General features: G+C 69.7%; 13 protein-coding genes. 6 read left to right on the top strand and 7 right to left on the bottom strand.

From position 1 onward, the window contains the following. Nucleotide 1: 1 nt before the first annotated feature. The gene (locus ACZ6Z4_RS11025; protein WP_465561453.1) at nt 2–1,321 is read right to left on the bottom strand and encodes an ABC transporter substrate-binding protein; all 1,320 of its coding nucleotides are present in this window, start codon (nt 1,319–1,321) and stop codon (nt 2–4) included. Between the two features lie 295 nt (nt 1,322–1,616). Here ACZ6Z4_RS11025 and ACZ6Z4_RS11020 point away from each other — a divergent pair, with 295 nt between their 5' ends. The 6 genes from ACZ6Z4_RS11020 (at nt 1,617) to solA (ending at nt 7,916) form a co-directional block, all read left to right on the top strand. After that, nucleotides 1,617–3,104 (top strand): alkaline phosphatase family protein, encoded by a 1,488-nt coding sequence (locus tag ACZ6Z4_RS11020; protein ID WP_465561450.1) that lies wholly within the window; start codon nt 1,617–1,619, stop codon nt 3,102–3,104. A gap of 43 nt (nt 3,105–3,147) precedes the next feature. Next, on the top strand, nt 3,148–4,155 hold the full coding sequence (gene zapE / locus ACZ6Z4_RS11015) for a cell division protein ZapE (RefSeq protein WP_465561446.1): 1,008 nt from the start codon (nt 3,148–3,150) through the stop codon (nt 4,153–4,155). 151 nt (nt 4,156–4,306) lie between these two features. Then, nucleotides 4,307–5,038 carry a hypothetical protein gene (locus ACZ6Z4_RS11010; protein WP_465561443.1) on the top strand — a complete coding sequence of 244 codons (732 nt, stop codon included), beginning with the start codon at nt 4,307–4,309 and terminating at the stop codon, nt 5,036–5,038. A 63-nt stretch (nt 5,039–5,101) separates the two neighbouring features. Next, a complete protein-coding gene (locus ACZ6Z4_RS11005) occupies nt 5,102–5,965 on the top strand; it encodes a PPK2 family polyphosphate kinase (RefSeq protein ID WP_465561440.1) in 864 nt (287 codons plus the stop codon). Further along, on the top strand, nt 5,952–6,698 hold the full coding sequence (locus ACZ6Z4_RS11000; RefSeq protein WP_465561436.1) for a phosphotransferase: 747 nt from the start codon (nt 5,952–5,954) through the stop codon (nt 6,696–6,698). The genes ACZ6Z4_RS11005 and ACZ6Z4_RS11000 overlap by 14 nt, the downstream gene beginning before the upstream one ends. A gap of 21 nt (nt 6,699–6,719) precedes the next feature. After that, nucleotides 6,720–7,916, top strand: coding sequence for an N-methyl-L-tryptophan oxidase (gene solA, locus ACZ6Z4_RS10995; RefSeq protein WP_465561433.1), 1,197 nt, complete (start codon nt 6,720–6,722; stop codon nt 7,914–7,916). 17 nt (nt 7,917–7,933) lie between these two features. Here solA and ACZ6Z4_RS10990 read toward each other — a convergent pair whose 3' ends face one another. From ACZ6Z4_RS10990 to ACZ6Z4_RS10965, 6 genes are all read right to left on the bottom strand, one after another. Continuing rightward, entirely contained in the window at nt 7,934–9,112 is a 1,179-nt protein-coding gene (locus ACZ6Z4_RS10990) for a low temperature requirement protein A (protein WP_465561430.1), read from the bottom strand. A 66-nt stretch (nt 9,113–9,178) separates the two neighbouring features. Further along, nucleotides 9,179–9,961, bottom strand: a complete 783-nt coding sequence (locus ACZ6Z4_RS10985; RefSeq protein WP_465561426.1) for a sirohydrochlorin chelatase — start codon at nt 9,959–9,961, stop codon at nt 9,179–9,181. Then, on the bottom strand, nt 9,958–11,289 hold the full coding sequence (locus tag ACZ6Z4_RS10980; RefSeq protein WP_465561423.1) for a sulfate adenylyltransferase subunit 1: 1,332 nt from the start codon (nt 11,287–11,289) through the stop codon (nt 9,958–9,960). Before ACZ6Z4_RS10980 ends, ACZ6Z4_RS10985 begins: the two co-directional genes overlap by 4 nt. Beyond that, on the bottom strand, nt 11,289–12,194 hold the full coding sequence (gene cysD / locus ACZ6Z4_RS10975) for a sulfate adenylyltransferase subunit CysD (protein ID WP_465561419.1): 906 nt from the start codon (nt 12,192–12,194) through the stop codon (nt 11,289–11,291). The genes ACZ6Z4_RS10980 and cysD overlap by 1 nt, the downstream gene beginning before the upstream one ends. Further along, a complete protein-coding gene (locus ACZ6Z4_RS10970) occupies nt 12,191–12,877 on the bottom strand; it encodes a phosphoadenylyl-sulfate reductase (RefSeq protein WP_465561416.1) in 687 nt (228 codons plus the stop codon). Before ACZ6Z4_RS10970 ends, cysD begins: the two co-directional genes overlap by 4 nt. Before the next feature lie 142 nt (nt 12,878–13,019). After that, nucleotides 13,020–14,723 (bottom strand): nitrite/sulfite reductase, encoded by a 1,704-nt coding sequence (locus ACZ6Z4_RS10965; protein ID WP_465561413.1) that lies wholly within the window; start codon nt 14,721–14,723, stop codon nt 13,020–13,022. Between the last annotated feature and the right edge of the window lie 73 nt (nt 14,724–14,796).

Here is a 14,796-nt window from a genome sequence, read left to right as displayed (position 1 = left end):
ATCAGCCGCCCTTGGCGTTCTGCACCGCCTGCTGCATCTCCTTGGCGACCGCGGCCGGCTCACCGGTCCCGTCGAAGATCTTCGACAGCGGATCCCCGGCGGCCACCGAGCCCGGGCCGAACGGGATGTGCGGGCAGCCGTCGCCGTCGGTCAGCCAGGACGTCATCTGCTTCATGATCGGCAGCTCGATCCGGGCGGCGGCGCTCTTGGTCGCGGGCATCGAGTTCGAGTCGTTCATGGTCGGGGAGTACTGGTCGGCGGAGTACAGGAAGCGCAGGAACTCCAGCGCGGCGTCCTTGTTCTTGCTGGTCTCCGAGACCGCCCAGCCGGCGCCGGCCTGGTTCGCGCACCAGTGCCGCTTGCCCGGCGCGATCGCGGGGGTCTTCATCACCTTGTACTTCTTCGCGAACGCCGGGGGAGCGTCCTTGGACAGGCCCTGCGGCGACCACGAGCCGTTGAACAGCATCGCGGACTTCTCGGTGTAGAAGATCTGCGGGACCTGCTCGCCGCTGGTGCCCGTCGTACCGGGCTGGAAGACCCCGCCGTCGACGATCTTCTTGTTCAGCTCCAGCGCCTGGACGACCTTCGGGTCCTCGTAGGTGAGACCGTCCTGGAGCTGGTCGAGCTTCAGGTAGAACGTCGGGTCGTCGGCGACCTGGGTGAGCAGCGGCAGGAAGAAGTCCAGCGAGCTCGTCGTCGGGTTGCAGCTGAGCGCGACCGCGTGCTTGCCGATCGCCTTGATCTTGGCCGCGGCCGCGATCAGGTCGTCCCAGGTCTCGATCTCGTCCTCGCCGACACCGGCCTTCTTCAGCAGGTCCGGGTTGTAGAACAGGCCGAAGGTCTGCGCCATCCAGCCGACGGCGTACTGCTTGCCGTCCAGCGTGTACTCCTGGTTCGCGGAGTCGAAGAAGTCCTTCAGGAAGTCGTCGCCGAGATCCTTCTTCAGGTCGGCCGAGATCCCGCCGGTGCCGTAGGTGAGCGCTCTCGTGTGCGGCGCGAAGATCTCCGGGACGTCGCCGCCGGCGACCGCGGCCTGCAGGGCCGGCAGGTACTGGTCGGGGGTGCCGAAGATCCGGTTCTCGATGGTGATGTTGCTGTTCGCGGCCTGGAACTTCTCGATCAGCTTCGGGAACTGGTCCTCCTGGTCGCTGTACCAGGACCAGACCCGGACGACGGCCTTGCCGCCGCTGCTGCTCGACCCGCTGTCGTCGCTGCAGGCGGCCAGCGACGAGCCGAGCCCGAGCGCCGCGGCCCCGCCGAGCGCGCCCTTGAGCAGGGTCCGTCGTCGAAAAGTGGATGGGAGTTGCCGATCACCCTGCATGCTGACTCCTCGCTCGTTCAGCCCGGCTGCGGTCCCCGATGACAACTTCCTAACAAAAAGTAAGAAAGATGGCCAGAGGTCGGCTCGGCCGAAGTTGCCGGGGCGGGAGTCGGATGGGAGCGTTCCGGCTTCCGGATGGACGCCCGGTGGTCCGTCGGCCGGCGGGCCGCCGCTGCTGCTGGTCGTTGGATGTTCAACCAGCTGTCACCACGGTCACCTGCGGCTGCCACGTGGCGGTTCGACGGTGAAAGGGCGCCGGGTGTCCGGCGCACTATCGTCCGGAAGTGAGGCTTCCATGAACGACTCCTCCGACGCGACCGCCGGGATCAGCCGGCGGCGGTTGATCGGTGGCGGCGCGGCCGCCGCGGGGATGGCCGCGGCGTCGCTCGCGCTCCCCCCGAACGTGCGGGCCGCGCTGGCCCAGCCGGCGCCGAAGCACGGTGGGCTGAAGGACATCAAGCACGTCGTGATGCTGATGCAGGAGAACCGCAGCTTCGACCAGTACTACGGCACGCTGAACGGCGTCCGCGGGTTCGACGACCCGCACGCCGCCCGGCTGCCGAACGGCCGCAACGTCTTCTTCCAGCCGGACCCGTCGAACCCCGACGGCTACCTGCTCCCGTTCCGGCTGAACACCAAGTTCACCGCCGCGCAGGCGATCCCGTCGACCAGCCACGAGTGGGCGGTCCAGCACCAGGCGCTCAACGGCGGCCGCAACGACAACTGGGTGCCCGCGCACCGGGCCGCCGACGGCGAGGTCAACGGCCAGTACACGATGGGGTACTACACCCGCGAGGACCTGCCCTTCCAGTTCGCGCTGGCCGAGGCGTTCACGCTGCTCGACGGCTACCACTGCTCGGTGCTCGGCCCGACCGCGCCGAACCGGCACATGTGGATGTCGGGCACCATCGACCCGAACGGCCTGGCCGGCGGACCGTCGCTCACCACCGGCGGACCGGCCAACCAGTTCAGCTGGAAGACCTACCCGGAGCGGCTGCAGGAGGCCGGCGTCAGCTGGAAGATCTACCGCCAGCCCGGCGGCCAGACCGGCGCCGCGTCGATCACCAAGTGGAAGCAGTTCGGCAGCGCGCAGCCCGGCGACCCGCTCTACGAGCACGGCATGGTGACGCCGCCGATGGGTCAGTTCGAGTACGACGCGATGAACGACCAGCTGCCCACGGTCAGCTGGATCCTGCCGCCGTCCGGCTTCGACGAGCATCCGGCGTCGCTGCCGGCCGCCGGGGCGACCTTCGTCGCGGGCAAAATCGACGCGATCGCCGCCAACCCGGAGGTCTGGGCCAAGACCGTCTTCATCCTGTCGTACGACGAGAACGACGGGTACTTCGACCACGTCGTCCCGAAGACCCCGAAGCCCGGTACGCCGGACGAGTTCGTCCACAAGACCTCCAACACCGGCGTCGACGGCGGCGGCCTGCCGATCGGGCTCGGCTTCCGGGTGCCGTGCATCATCGTGTCGCCCTGGACGACCGGCGGGTACGTGTTCTCCGAGACCTCGGACCACACCTCGCAGCTGCGGTTCCTCGAGCACATCACCGGGGTGAAGGAGACCAACATCAGCCGCTGGCGCCGGGAAACCGTCGGCGACCTGACCGGCGCCTTCCGGTTCGGCGACTCCAAGAAGCACGCGCCGACGCTGCCGGACACCACCGGGCAGTACAACCTCGCGCAGTACCAGGCCGCGCAGCTCCCGCTCCCGCCGCTGCCGGGAAGCAACCAGAAGGTCCCGCACCAGGAGAAGGGCCACCGCCCGCACATCGGCTGACCCGGCACCGCTGAACCGGCGGAGCGAACCGTAGGGTGGCGGCATGCCGATCCGATTGGTCGAGCGACGGCCGGAGGTGAGTCCGGACCGGCTGCTCTCGGAGTGTGTGCCGCCACCGCGGTTCGCGGACGTGCGGTTCGCGACGTACCGGCCGGCGGCGGGGGAGCCGAGCCAAGCCGAAGCCCTCGGCGTACTGGTCGAGCGGGGGAGTGTGCTCGCCGAGCCGCGGCGGCAGAAGTCGTGGTGGCGGCGGGCTGCTCCCGAGACCGGGAAGCCGGGGATCTACCTGGACGGCGGCTTCGGGGTCGGCAAGACGCATCTGCTGGCATCGCTGTGGCACGAGTCGTCCGGGCCGAAGATGTACTGCACGTTCGTCGAGCTGACCAACCTCGTCGGCGCGCTCGGGATGCGGACCGCGGTCGAGCAGCTGTCGGCGTACCGGCTGATCTGCATCGACGAGTTCGAGCTCGACGACCCCGGGGATACGGTCCTGATCTCGCGGCTGCTGCGGCAGCTCGTCGACGCCGGCGTGCAGCTGGCGGCGACCTCGAACACCCTGCCCGACAAGCTCGGCGAGGGCCGCTTCCAGGCCACCGACTTCCTGCGCGAGATCCAGGCGTTGTCCGGGCACTTCGACGTACGCCGGATCGACGGCCCCGACTACCGGCACCGCGGCCTGCCGATCGCGCCCACGCCGTGGACCGACGCGGCCGTCGAGGACGCCGCCGCCGCACGCGCGAACGCGTCGAGCGACCACTTCGTCGACCTCTACCACCACCTCGGCGAGCTCCACCCGAGCAAGTACGGCGCACTGCTCGACGGCGTCGAAACCGTCGGAATCACCGAAGTCCGCGAGCTCACGGACGAGAACATCGCGCTGCGCTTGGTGGTGCTCGCCGACCGGATGTACGACCGCGACATTCCGTTGCTGCACAGCGGTCTGCCGCTCGACCGGTTGTTTCCTGAGCCGATGCTCAAGGGTGGGTATCGCAAGAAGTACCTGCGTGCGCTGTCGCGTCTGATCGCGCTCGCGCACGTGGGGATGGACTGACTGTTGCACCAAGCTGCAATCCGCCGGTGAGCCTGGTCTCACTCGGCGGCGCGGGCGGTCGGGACGACCCTGTCCGCCCACTACGCTCCGGGCATCGTCGGTGCTGAGGGGGGTCCCAGTGCCATCACGCATGACACAAGGAGTACATCGAATGATTCGTCGTACCCTGACGGCCGCCGTTGCCGTCGTGGGCCTCGCGGCCGCCGCGCCGCTCTCGGCCTCGGCCGCCCGCCCTGGCCCGGTGATGCCGTCGACCCTCAAGGGAGCCGCGAGTTCCGTCGAGGCGGCAGGCCAGTGCACGCTGTCCGTGCCGACCCGCGTCGCGATCGGCAAGCCCGTCATCACCCTGTACGGCAAGCGCACCGGTGGCTGCAACATCCAGGGCAACGTGTCGGGCTGGCTGCTCGATCACCCCAGCCTGGGTGACGTCAACGGCATGCTGTTCCACCCGACCGATCCCCAGGGCAAGGGGCAGTGGGTCGTGCCGTCCGACCACCCGATCGGCAACCAGACCTGGTACGGCATCGGCAGCGGCAACCCCGACGGGACCGAGTTCACCCAGAACAACGTCGCGGTCACCGTCAAGCTCGCGGCCGGTGCGTGGATCTCGTCGTCGCGGAAGGCGGACGTGGTCACCCTCAAGGGGACCTCGCTGCTGTACTCGGTGACGAACAACAACTACTTCAAGCGGTCCGCCGCCGGCGTCTTCCAGTTCCGGGAGAAGGGCTCGACCACCTGGCAGACCCTCAAGGGCGGCCTGTGGACGAACTCGAAGGGTGAGGTCAGCCTTTCGTACAAGTACAGCAAGGTGCGGGACTACCGCTTCTCGCTGTACTCGACGTCGATCAGCTGGGACCTCGGCAGCGCGGTCACCACGCGCTGACGTCGCACCGCCTCCTGCCCTGTCCTCACCGGTTTGCCGGTGGGGATGGGGCAGGATGTTGTCATGGCGAAGAAAAAGGCTGACGGGTCAGGTGCCAAGCTGCTGGACGCGTTACGGGTGCCCACGGGACCGGTGGACCTGAGCGCTTACGACACCCGGGCGACGACCGGGTTCGACGGGTCGAAGGACGACGGTAAGGTCGCCCTCGACGCGCTCGGGGCCGAGGTGTCGGACTGGCAGGAGCGGCTCTTCGCCGAAGGGCGCAAGGGTGGCCACCGGTCGGTGCTGCTGGTGCTGCAGGGGATGGACACCTCCGGCAAGGGCGGTGTGATCCGGCACGGCGCGGGACTGATGGACCCGCAGGGGCTGCGGATCACCTCGTTCAAGGCGCCGACGCCGGCCGAGAAGCGGCGCGGGTTCCTCTGGCGGATCCGGCAGGCGCTGCCCGGCCCGGGCATGATCGGGATCTTCGACCGGTCGCACTACGAGGACGTGCTGATCGCCCGGGTGCGGAACCTGGTCGCCCCGCCGGTCTGGACCCGGCGCTACGAGCAGATCAACGAGTTCGAGGCCGAGCTGGCCGCGAGCGGCGTGACGATCCTGAAGTGCTTCCTGCACATCTCCGCCGACCAGCAGAAGGAACGGCTCGCGGCCCGGCTCGACGACCCGACGAAGTACTGGAAGTACAACCCGGGCGACATCGACGAGCGCGAGCTCTGGCCGGCGTACGCCGACGCCTACCAGGCCGCGCTGGAGAACTGCAACGGCCCGGCGGCGCCCTGGTACGTGATCCCGAGCGACCGCAAGTGGTACCGGAACTGGGCGGTCACGACGCTGCTGACCGAGACGCTGCGCGATCTCGATCCCGAGTGGCCGAAGGCCGACTTCGACGTCGAGGGCGAGAAGGCACGACTTGCCACCACCTGAGTGGTTGCCGGTCGACTCGGGGGAGTCGGACACCGAGGTCTTCCGGCGAGCGGACGGTACGGCGTACGCGAAGATCGCGCCGGCGCACGGCGTCGAGGAGCTGCGGGCTGAGCGCGATCGCGTGCTCTGGCTGGCCGGGACCGGGATGCCTGGCGCTCGGGTTCTGGACTGGAGCGAGTCGGGCGACGGCGCGCGCATGGTGACGACCGCTGTGCCTGGCGTTCCCGCGATCGACCTGCCGGTCGAGAAACGCCAGAGAGCGCTCCCTGTGATCTCGGCCGCGCTCCGAGACCTGCACGAGCTGCCCGACTGCCCGTTCACACGGCCGCTCAGCGAGGTCGTCGACCAGGCGGCGGACGTCGTACGGCGTGGTGCTGTGAACCCGGACTTCCTCCGGGACGAGGACCGGCAGTATCGGCCCGAGGAGCTGCTGCAGCGCGTCAAGAACGAGCAGCCGTACGCCGAGAAGACCGCCGAGCTCGTCGTCTGCCACGGCGACGCCTGCCTGCCGAACATCCTGCTCGACCCGGAGACGCTTGAGCTGACCGGCTTCATCGACCTCGGCCGGCTCGGCCTCTCCGACCGGTACAGCGATCTCGCGCTGATGGTCACGCAGCTGCTCGACGAGTGGGATCTGCCTGCGGAGGCATTCCTGCGCGAGTACGGTCTGGAGGAGCCGGATCAGCGCCGGCTCGCCTTCTACCTCCAGCTGGACCCGCTCACCTGGGGGTGACCGCCGACCTGGGAGCGTGCGATGGAGACCTTGCGGACCGACGTCGTGGTGGTCGGGCTCGGCGCGTTCGGATCGGCCGCGCTCTGGCGATTGGCGGCGCGCGGCGCTGATGTGATCGGGATCGAGCGGCAGGCGATCGGGCACGCGCTCGGTTCGTCGCACGGGATCACGCGGCTGTTCCGGATCGCCTGCATGGAGCACCCGGGACTCCCGCCGATCGCGCAGAAGTCGCTCGCGCTGTGGACCGACCTGGGCGCGCAGACCGGTGAGGTGCTGATCGAGCAGACCGGCTCGCTCAACGCCGGTCCGCCGGGGAGCGAGCCGGTGGCCGGAGCGCTCGCGGCGGCGCGCGCTGCCGGCGTACCGGTCGAAGAGCTGGACCACGCTGCTTTGGTCGCGCGTCAGCCGCAGTACGGCGCGCTCGGCGCGGACGACGTCGGGGTGTGGGATCCCGGCGCGGGCCTGTGCTTCCCGGAGCCGATCGTGCGCGCGCAGGTCGAGGCCGCGCGGCAATTGGGCGCGAAGGTGTTCGCGCACACGCTGGTCACCGCGGTCGAGGTCGAGCGCGACGGCGTCCTGGTCCGTACGCCGACGGTCGAGATCCGCGCCCAGCGTGCCGTCGTCGCCACCGGCGCCTGGCTCGGCAAGGTCGTCCCCGGCCTCCCGCTCGTCCCGCGGCGTACGCCGCTGTACTGGTTCGAGCCCCGGGACCCGGGATCGAACGAGTTCACGCTGGAGCGCTTCCCCGCGTTCATCTGGCAGCGCTCCGGCGGCATCGGCTTCTGGGGCCACGGCTCCGGCGACGGCTACGGCGTGAAGCTCGGCCTCGAGCACGACGGCCACGTCGCCGGCACCCCGTTCGCCGACGCCGACGAGGTCGACCGCTACGTCCACCCCCGCGCCGACGTCGACGAGATCTCGGCGGCTGTCTCCGAGGCGTTCCCCGGCCTCGACCCGCTCCCGGTGAAACTCCTCCCGTGCATCGTCACCGACTCACCCGACGGCCAGTTCCTGATCGGCCACCCTGGCGACACCGACCGCCTGGTCATCGCCGGCGGCGACTCCGGCCACGGCTTCAAACACGCCGCCGGCCTCGGCGAGCTCCTCGCTCAGCTCACCCTGGACGAACCGACGTACTGCGACACCACGTTCCTCGACCCGCGCCGGTTCACGCCGACGTCCACCACCCACCAACCCCCGCCCGCGAGCGGCGGCTGAGCGCACGGACCTGGCGGTCAGACGACTTGGTGGGTGGTGGACGTCGGCGGTCGCACGACCAGTACGGCGACCAGCACCGCCATCACCACCGCGGTGAGCGCGAACGGGAACGGCAGGACCGGGTCGAGCAGGACCACCACGACGCCGAGGGGGAGGACCGTGTTGACGACGCGGTCGGCGTTCTCGCGGAGGGCGATCCACCAGATGCCGAGGACGAAGACGGCGACCGGGACCGTCACCGTGAAGGACGCGGCGGCCTCGCTGAGCTTGCTGTGGTGGGTGAGGACGTCGATCTCGACCTCGATGCCGGCCGAGAACGCGCCGGCCGCGGCGAACACGAAGTAGTGCACGTAGCCGTAGCGCAGCGAGCGGGCGAAGGAAGTGATCGCGTGGTGGTGCGGCGGCCAGAAGTAGATCCACCACAGCGCCGCGGTGACGACCAGCGTCAGCACCGAGATCGCGACCAGCGACGGCAGCGACTCGTGCTCGTGCACGGCCTCGATGATCGCGTTCGCCGAGGCCAGCAGGCTCTCGCCGAGCAGGATCAGCGTGAACAGCCCGTACCGCTCGGTGATGTGGTGCGGGTGCCACGGCGTCGTCCGACCGCCGAACTTCTCCGCGACCACCGGGACCGAGATCTCGGCCGCGATCAGCACGAACAGGAACGCGACCGCGAACGGCCCGGACATCAGCAGCCAGAGCAGCCACAGCACCTGGCAGATCGCGATCCCGCCGGCGTACAGCAGCGTCGTCCGGCGCAGCTCGCCGGGCGAGCGGGAGGCACGCAGCCATTGCGCGATCATCGCCACCCGCATCACGACGTACGCGAGGACGAGGATCCGGAAGTCGTTCTCGAAGGCGGGCTCGATGCCCGCGGCGAAGACGAGCACGCCGCCCATCTGCACGAAGGTGAGCACCCGGTAGAGCCAGTCGTCGGTGGCGAACGACGTGGCGAACCAGGTGAAGTTCATCCAGGCCCACCAGATCCCGAAGAACACCATCGCGTACGACGCGAGCCCGTCGAGCACGTGCTTCTCGGTGAGCGAGTGGTGCAGCTGCACGGCGGCGATGCTCACCGCCACCACGAACACGAGGTCGAAGAACAGCTCCAGCGAGGACGCCGTCCGGCCGGGCTCTTCGGGGTCACGGGGGCGCATCGGCAGCAGGCGCGAGCGAGTCAGTTCACCGGCGGTCATGCAGTCGATGGTGCCAGCAACAAGTACCGGGCGCCCCGAAGGACACCCGGTACTTGTCTGTGCAGATCAGGCGGTGCGGACCAGCTGCGGGCGCGGGGCCGGGGCAGCCAGCGTGAGCAGGTCGAGGCCGGCGACGCCGTACCGGAGCATCACCAGGCGCGCGACCTCGGCGCTGACACCCAGCGGGCGGGAGACCGCGACGGCACCCGCCTTGCGGGCGGTCGTCTCGGCGCGGTCCGGAAGCACGCCGGGGGCAAGGAAGAAGGAGCCCACGGCAACGTGCCGGCGGCCCTCCAGCCGCCACTGCAGCACGGCCTCGGCCGGGCTCGGCGACGCGGCGGTGGTGAACGCCGCGGTGACCGGCAGCTTGTGCCGCTGGCCCCACAGCCGCGCGAGCCGGGTCACGGCCGCGTTCGCCTGCGCGTCGCTGGAGCCGGCGCAGGCCAGTACGAGCGCGTCGAGCTCCCGCACCCGCCCGTCCTTGAGCTCGGCGCGCATCCGCCGGTCGAGCACGTCGAGCAGCGTCTCGTCGTACCCGAGCACGTCGGAGGCGATGATCCGCAGATCGGGGAACCGGCTGCGCGCCTCGTCGACGACCGCCGGGATGTCGACGCGGGCGTGGAAGGCGGTCGACAGCAGCAGCGGCAGGATCACGACCTCCTCGACCCCTTCGGCGGCGAGCTTGCCGATCACCTGGTACGGCGTGGGCGGGCAGTGGTCGAGGAAGGAGGCTTCGATCCGCAGGTCGTCACGCATCTCCCGCAGGCACGAGACCAGCGAGTGGACGGTGGCGGCCGAGCGCGGGTCGCGGCTGCCGTGGGCGAGGACTACGAGCGCAGGAGCGGTCACAGCAGTTCCCCTTCTTCTTCGTCGATCATGCCGGCCGCGAGCGTCCACCCGTCGTGGGCGTCGATCAGCAGGAAGGATCCGGTGATGGTGTTGCTGGCGTACGGATCGGCGGCCAGCGGTGCGGCGATCTTGAGCTGCACCTTGCCGATGTCGTTCAGGTCGAGCCCGGCGGCGTCGATGACTCCGAGCGTGTCGAGGTCGAGGACCCCGTTGATCTTGGTGACGATGGCCTGGGCGGTCGTGGTGGTGTGCTTGATCAGCAGCCGGGCGCCCACCGACAGCGGGCGGTCGGACAGCCAGCACACGGTGGCCGACAGCTCCCGACGGGTGCCGGGGGAGGAGTCGGCGGCGACGATGACTGAGCCGCGGGCCACGTCGATGTCGTCGGCGAGCCGTACCGTGACGGCCTCTCCGGCGACGGCCGAGGGGCGCTCGGCGACCGCGGTCGCGGTCGCGCTGACCACGGCGCGGTCGATGCCGGCCACCGACGTACGGCGTCCGGCCGGCAGCACGATCACCTGGTCGCCGACCGAGACGGTGCCGGAGGCAACCGTTCCGGTGTAGCCGCGGTAGTCGCGGTACTGGTTGTCGGTCTGCGGGCGGATCACGTACTGGACCGGGAAGCGCAGCGGCTGGCCGGAGGCGTCGGAGCGCCCGGAAGCGCTCTCCAGGAACTCCAGCAGCGTCGGGCCGTCGTACCAGGAGGTGGTCGCGGAGTGCTCGACGACGTTGTCGCCGACCAGCGCCGAGACCGGGATCGCCTGGACGTCGGCGATGCCGAGCTGGTCGGCGAGCTCGGAGACGTCCTTGCTGATGCCGCGGAAGACGGCCTCGTCGTAGCCGACCAGGTCGATCTTGTTCACGGCCAGGACGACGTGCGGGACGCGGAGCAGCCCGGCGACGGCCAGGTGCCGCCGCGTCTGCTCCAGTACGCCGTGCCGCGCGTCGACCAGGATGATCACGACGTCGGCGGTCGAGGCGCCGGTGACCGTGTTCCGGGTGTACTGCACGTGCCCGGGGCAGTCGGCCAGGATGAACGAGCGCTTGTCGGTCGCGAAGTACCGGTAGGCGACGTCGATGGTGATGCCCTGCTCGCGCTCGGCCCGCAGGCCGTCGGTGAGCAGCGCGAAGTCGAAGTCGCCGCCGCGCGCCTCGGACACGGTCTGCACGTGCGCGATCTGGTCGGCGAGGATCGCCTTGCAGTCGTGCAGCAGCCGGCCGACCAGCGTCGACTTGCCGTCGTCCACGGACCCGGCCGTTGCCAGCCGCAACAACCTGCGCTGGGCGAGCTGCTCGAGCTCGGCGACCGCTGCTTGAGTGGTGCTCATCAGAAGTACCCCTCCCGCTTGCGGTCTTCCATGGCGGCCTCGCTGGCCCGGTCGTCGGCGCGGGTCGCCCCGCGCTCGGTGATCTCGCTGGCCGCGACCTCGATCACGACCTCCGCCGGGGAGACCGCGGTCGAGGCGACGGCGCCGGTGCAGGACATGTCACCGACGGTCCGGTACCGGACCACGCGCTGCTCGACGGTCTCGCCGGAGCGCGGCTGCGAGTAGGGGCCGACGGCAAGCAGCATGCCGTCGCGCTCGAACACGTCCCGCTCGTGGGCGTAGTAGATGCTCGGGAGCGGGATCTCCTCGCGGGCGATGTAGCTCCAGATGTCCAGCTCGGTCCAGTTCGACAGCGGGAACACCCGGACGTGCTCGCCCGGCCGGTGCTTGCCGTTGTACAGCGACCACAGCTCGGGGCGCTGGTTGCGCGGGTCCCACTGGCCGAACTCGTCGCGCAGGCTGAAGATCCGCTCCTTGGCCCGGGCGCGCTCCTCGTCGCGCCGCCCGCCGCCGAAGACGGCGTCGAAGCGGTGCGCGTTGATCGCGTCCAGCAGCGGGACGGTCTGCAGCTGGTTGCGGGTGCCGTCGTTGCGCTCCCGCAGCCGGCCGTCGGCCAGGTAGTCCTCGACCTTGGCGACCTCGAGCCGCAGCCCGAGCGCGCCGACGGTCGCGTCGCGGTAGTCGAGCACCTCCGGGAAGTTGTGCCCGGTGTCGACGTGCAGCAGGCTGAACGGTACGCCGGCCGGCGCGAACGCCTTCCGCGCCAGGTGCAGCATCACGATCGAGTCCTTGCCGCCGGAGAACAGGATCACCGGCCGCTCGAACTCCGCCGCCACCTCGCGGAACACGTGGATCGACTCGCTCTCCAAGGCGTCCAGCTCGGTGACCACCGCTGTCCCGCTCATGTGTGGAGCCCGCATTCGATCTTGCCCTGGCCGGCCCAGCGGCCGCTGCGCGGGTCTTCGCCCGGCGCGACCTGCTTGGTGCACGGCTGGCAGCCGATCGACGGGTAGCCGTCGTACTGGAGCAGGTTGACCAGGACGCCGTTGTCGTTGATGTAGCCGTCCAGGTCGTCCTGGGTCCACGGCGCGATCGGGTTCAGCTTGACCATGTCGCGCTTCTCGTCGTACTCGACGACCTGGGTGTTGGCGCGGGTCGGCGCCTCCTCCCGGCGTACGCCGGTGACCCAGGCCTTGTAACCGGACAGCACCCGGTTCAGCGGCTCGACCTTGCGCAGCGCGCAGCACTTGTCCGGCGCGGTCGCGAACAGGTCCTTGCCGTACTCCGCGTCCTGCTCGGCGACGGTCTGCTTCGGGGTCGCGTTGATCAGGTTGATCGGCAGCGTCGCGGCGACCGCGTCCCGGGTGCCGATCGTCTCGACGAAGTGGTAGCCGGTGTCGAGGAACAGCACGTCGATGCCGGGGGCAACCTCGGCGGCCAGGTGCGGGAGCGCCCCGTCGGCCATCGACGCGGTCACCACCAGCTCGGGGCCGAAGGTCTCGTGCGCCCAGGCCAGTACCTCTTGCGCCGAGGCATCGGCTAGTCGTTCGTTCGCCTCCTCGGCGAGCGTCTTCAGGTCTGTACTCATTCCACCGTCACCCGCAGTCCGATCATCTTGAGCTGGAACACCCGTGCACATGGCCGGCACTCCCAGGCGCCGTGCCCTTCCTCCGACGGACGAAGGTCCTCGTCCCCGCAGTACGGGCAGTAGAGAGGTGCAGCACGCTCGCTCATTGCAGGGCCTCCTCTTCGGCACGGACGACCCACTGGGCGAAGCGCTCGCCCTCGGACCGCTCTTTCAGGTAGTTCTGGGTGACGCGTTCGATGTAGTCGGTGAGCCCGTCCGAGGTCACCTTGTGACCGCGCAGCTTGCGGCCGAAGCCGGCGTCGAGGCCGAGCCCGCCGCCGAGGTGCACCTGGTAGCCGGGAACCTGGTTGCCGTCGGGGCCCATCACCAGTTGGCCCTTCAGACCGATGTCGGCGACCTGGATCCGGGCGCACGAGTTCGGGCAGCCGTTCACGTTCACCGTGATCGGTACGTCGAGGTCGGGGATCCGCTCCTCGAGGTCGTCGATCAGCTGGGCCGCGCGGGCCTTGGTCTCGACGATCGCGAGCTTGCAGAACTCGATCCCGGTGCAGGCCATCGTGTTCCGCCGCCAGCCCGACGGCCGGGCCTGGAACCCGAGGTCGGCCAGCTGGGCGACCAGCGACTCGACCTTGGCCTCCGGGACGTCCAGCACGATCAGCTTCTGCTGCGCGGTGGTCCGGATCCGGTCCGAGCCGTGCGCGGCGACGACCTTCGCGAGCTGCGACAGCTGGGATCCGGAGACCCGGCCGACGACCGGCGCGACGCCGACGTAGTACAGGCCGTCCTTCTGCCGGTGCACGCCGACGTGGTCACCCTGGACGGCGGGCACCTCGGGCGCCGGGCCGTCGATCAGCTTCCGGCCGAGGTACTTGTCCGACTCCAGCACCTCGCGGAACTTGTCGATGCCCCAGTCGGCGACCAGGTACTTCAGGCGGGCCCGGTTCCGCAGCCGGCGGTAGCCGTAGTCGCGGAAGATGCTGACGACGCCCTTCCAGGCCAGGTGCACCTCGTCGATCGGGATCCAGGCCCCGACGCGCTGAGCGAGCATCGGGGTGGTGGACAGGCCGCCGCCGACCCACAGGTCGAAGCCCGGGCCGTGCTCGGGGTGCACGACGCCGACGAAGCTGATGTCGTTCACCTCGGGCACCACGTCGTGCGACGGGTGGCCGGTCATCGCGGTCTTGAACTTGCGCGGCAGGTTGGAGAACTCGGTGCTGCCGATGTACTTCTCGACGATCTCGTCGACCGCCGGGGTCGGGTCGATGATCTCGTCGGCGGCGATCCCCGCCACCGGGCTGGAGATGATGACCCGCGGGACGTCGCCGCAGGCCTCAGTCGTGTAGAGCCCGACCGCCTCGAGCTTCTCCCAGATCGCCGGCACGTCCTCGACCCGGATCCAGTGCAGCTGGATGTTCTGCCGGTCGGTGATGTCGGCGGTGTCGCGCGCGTAGGTGCTGGACACCTCGGCGATCACCTCGAGCTGCTCCGTGGTGAGCTGACCGCCCTCGATCCGGACCCGGAGCATGAAGTACTTGTCGTCCAGCTCCTCCGGCTCCAGGGTCGCGGTCTTGCCCCCGTCGATCCCGGGCTTGCGCTGGGTGTAGAGACCCCACCAGCGGAAACGGCCACGCAGGTCGGCCGGGTCGATCGAGTCGAACCCGCCGTGGGCGTAGATGTTCTCGATCCGGGCCCGGACGTTCAGGCCGTCGTCGTTCTTCTTGTTCTCCTCGTTCTTGTTCAGCGGCTCGCGGTAGCCGAGCGCCCACTGACCTTCACCCTTGCCCTTGCGGGGACGGGCGGGTTTACGCGGAGGATCAGTTCTGGGTGCAGAGGTGACGCCAGTCATCTGGGGGCGTGTCCTTGTCTCTACAGACAGGTGCGCTCTCGCGATGGAGGCTCGAAACGTCGTCGGTTCGATC

The organism is Kribbella sp. NPDC104740, from assembly GCF_055583505.1.
This window is presented reverse-complemented; position numbering and strand designations above follow the sequence as displayed.

Coding starts and splice junctions, on each gene's coding strand:
- ACZ6Z4_RS11025 (WP_465561453.1), bottom strand. CDS start 1,321: ATGCAGGGTGATCGGCAACTCCCATCCACTTTTCGACGACGGACCCTG.
- ACZ6Z4_RS11020 (WP_465561450.1), top strand. CDS start 1,617: ATGAACGACTCCTCCGACGCGACCGCCGGGATCAGCCGGCGGCGGTTG.
- zapE (WP_465561446.1), top strand. CDS start 3,148: ATGCCGATCCGATTGGTCGAGCGACGGCCGGAGGTGAGTCCGGACCGG.
- ACZ6Z4_RS11010 (WP_465561443.1), top strand. CDS start 4,307: ATGATTCGTCGTACCCTGACGGCCGCCGTTGCCGTCGTGGGCCTCGCG.
- ACZ6Z4_RS11005 (WP_465561440.1), top strand. CDS start 5,102: ATGGCGAAGAAAAAGGCTGACGGGTCAGGTGCCAAGCTGCTGGACGCG.
- solA (WP_465561433.1), top strand. CDS start 6,720: ATGGAGACCTTGCGGACCGACGTCGTGGTGGTCGGGCTCGGCGCGTTC.
- ACZ6Z4_RS10990 (WP_465561430.1), bottom strand. CDS start 9,112: ATGACCGCCGGTGAACTGACTCGCTCGCGCCTGCTGCCGATGCGCCCC.
- ACZ6Z4_RS10980 (WP_465561423.1), bottom strand. CDS start 11,289: ATGAGCACCACTCAAGCAGCGGTCGCCGAGCTCGAGCAGCTCGCCCAG.
- cysD (WP_465561419.1), bottom strand. CDS start 12,194: ATGAGCGGGACAGCGGTGGTCACCGAGCTGGACGCCTTGGAGAGCGAG.
- ACZ6Z4_RS10970 (WP_465561416.1), bottom strand. CDS start 12,877: ATGAGTACAGACCTGAAGACGCTCGCCGAGGAGGCGAACGAACGACTA.
- ACZ6Z4_RS10965 (WP_465561413.1), bottom strand. CDS start 14,723: ATGACTGGCGTCACCTCTGCACCCAGAACTGATCCTCCGCGTAAACCC.